The organism is Mesorhizobium sp. M7A.F.Ca.CA.001.10.2.1 (assembly GCF_003998575.1).
Classification (GTDB): domain Bacteria; phylum Pseudomonadota; class Alphaproteobacteria; order Rhizobiales; family Rhizobiaceae; genus Mesorhizobium.
Map to the genome: position 1 here is coordinate 1 of NZ_RZQY01000833.1, position 2,228 is coordinate 2,228.

The window sequence follows — 2,228 nt, forward strand, 5'->3', positions numbered from 1 at the left end:
CCTATCCGAAGCCGGAGGCCGGACAATGAAACGGTTCGAAAAACAGAATGTTCTCGTCACCGGCGGCGCCGGCGCGATCGGCAGCGCAGCGGTGCGGCGTTTCCTTGACGAAGGCGCGCGGGTCGCCATTGTCGACCGCAATGGCGCGGCGGCGCAGCAACTGGCTCGCTCACTGGGTGAAAACGCCATTGCCATCGAAGCCGACGTCACCGACGAAGCGGATGTGCGGCGCGCCGTCGAGGCGACCGTCGAGACGTTCGGCGGCCTCGACGTGGTGTTCAACAATGCCGGCATTTCCGGCGTCGTCGCTCCCGTTCACGACCTGCCGGTCGAGGACTGGGATACGACCATCCGCATCAATCTGCGCGGCATCTTCCTCGTGCTGCAGGCTTCGCTTCGGGCGATGATCAAGGCCGGGACCGGTGGCTCGATCGTCAACATGGGCTCGTCCATGGCCGGTTGGGACGTCCTTTCGGGGGGAGCTGGCTATGTCGCTTCCAAACACGGCGTGGTCGGCCTGACGCGGGTCGCGGCGCTCGATGCCGCGCCCTATGGCATACGCGTCAATGCCATCTGCCCCGGCGTGATCGAGACGACGCTTGGCGTGCCAGCTTCCGGCAACGGCGAATTCAAGAGCAGCGTTCAGCATTTCGCCGACCGCATTCCGTTGCGCCGCATCGGCCAGCCGGACGATGTCGCGGCCGCCGTGGCTTTCCTGGCCTCCGACGAGGCGAAGCACGTCACAGGCGTGGATTGGCTGATCGACGGCGGCCAGACCTTGCAGAGCTGGGCCAATGCCCCTGATGGCGGCGCGTTTCCGAAATTTCGCTAAAGTCTTTTCGGCGGCATTGCCTGGATAATCCGGATGGCAAGATCGAGATCGGCGAGCCCGCCCGAAAGCGGCGTGCGCGGTTTCGCGCCGGCAAGGATGCAATCGGCGAAATGCAGCCACTCGCGGCGGAACGACGTATCAGGAACGCCAGGCAGAACGCGTTCGGATGCAGCCTCGCCTGTCGTTTCACGTAGCCGGACAGTCGCCGAGGCATTGCGGAAATAGGGGTTCTGGAATTCGATCCGCACCTCGTCGCGCTCGCCATGCACATGGATCCACTCGTCCCACCATTCATACTGGGCAAGTGCCATGTCGAAGAGGCAAGGGACGCCGCCATAGTCGAGCACGGCCAGCAACTGGTTCGGGCCGGTCTGCTGTGCATGGACGACGCGGTCGGGTGTGCCGAAAGCACCGCGCATGACGGCAAGGTCGTGGCTGGCGAGGCTGAGCAGTACAAGATAGAGATCGCGATAGCCGGCATGGTCCACACCGAGCGCCGCCTCGATGCGCCGAGCGACCGTTTCGCGCCCCGCCGCCAACACATCGGCCGGCACGTCGGTGACCCTGGTCTGCGTGTAGAGTTGGCCATAACGGTCGAAGCGGCCGGCGAAATCGTGGACATGGATCGACTTCGGCCGGCCGATGGCGGCGATGCGCTCCAGCCCGGTCTCATAGCCGGGATCATAGAATTTCATGTAGCCGACAAGGGCGACGAGGCCGCTCCGCTCGGCCTGCTCGACCAGCGGGCGCGCCTCCTGCGGCGTGAAGGCAAGCGGCTTCTCGACGATCAGGTGCTTGCCGGCGCGGATTGCATCGGCAACCATCTCGCCATGATCGTAGGTGCAGATCACGACCGCATCGACATTCGGGTCGGCAAGCAGCGCGCGATGGTCGGTATATCTGGCAGTGACGCCATAATGTTCCGCGACCTTGTCGGCCGTGCCGGGAGAGATGTCGCACAAGGCGGCGATGCGAAACGCCGGCAATTCCATCAGATAAGGCAAGTGCATCAGCTGGGCGATCTCGCCGCAGCCGATGACGCCGACGCCAATAACGCGATCCTGCATGTCAACCCTTCACGGCGCCGGCTGTCAGGCCGGCGATGAACTGCCGTTGCATGGCGACAAAGACGACGATCACCGGCAGTGTCGTGATCGTCAACGCGGCGAAATAGAGCGTCCAGAGCGAGTCGTATTGCTGGAAGAAGCTGACCAGTCCAAGCGGGATGGTCTGCACCGAAGGGTCGCGCAACAGCAGGAAGGCCAGGAAGAAATCATTCCAGATCTCGATGAAGCCGAAGATGAGGATCAGCGCAACGCCCGGCCGCACCAGGGGCAGCATGATGTGGATCAGGATCTCGAGCCGGCTGGCGCCATCGATGCGCGCGGCATCTTCG

At 63.8% G+C, this 2,228-nt stretch carries 3 protein-coding genes; 1 reads left to right on the forward strand and 2 read right to left on the reverse strand.

All coding sequences use genetic code 11. The features are described 5' to 3' along the window. The first annotated feature begins 25 nt into the window (after positions 1–25). On the forward strand, positions 26–832 hold the full coding sequence (locus tag EN964_RS32340; RefSeq protein ID WP_127267632.1) for an SDR family NAD(P)-dependent oxidoreductase: 807 nt from the start codon (positions 26–28) through the stop codon (positions 830–832). Here EN964_RS32340 and EN964_RS32345 read toward each other — a convergent pair. Both EN964_RS32345 and EN964_RS32350 read right to left on the reverse strand, forming a co-directional pair. Beyond that, positions 829–1,899, reverse strand: a complete 1,071-nt coding sequence (locus EN964_RS32345; RefSeq protein ID WP_127267631.1) for a Gfo/Idh/MocA family protein — start codon at positions 1,897–1,899, stop codon at positions 829–831. The genes EN964_RS32340 and EN964_RS32345 overlap by 4 nt on opposite strands. Position 1,900: 1 nt before the next feature. Further along, the coding region (locus EN964_RS32350; protein WP_164776210.1) for a carbohydrate ABC transporter permease at positions 1,901–2,228 on the reverse strand (328 nt) is incomplete at its 5' end.

What these genes read in the sequence shown, in the direction of transcription:
- EN964_RS32345 (WP_127267631.1), bottom strand. Translation starts at nt 1,899, where the DNA reads ATGCAGGATCGCGTTATTGGCGTCGGCGTCATCGGCTGCGGCGAGATC.
- EN964_RS32340 (WP_127267632.1), top strand. Translation starts at nt 26, where the DNA reads ATGAAACGGTTCGAAAAACAGAATGTTCTCGTCACCGGCGGCGCCGGC.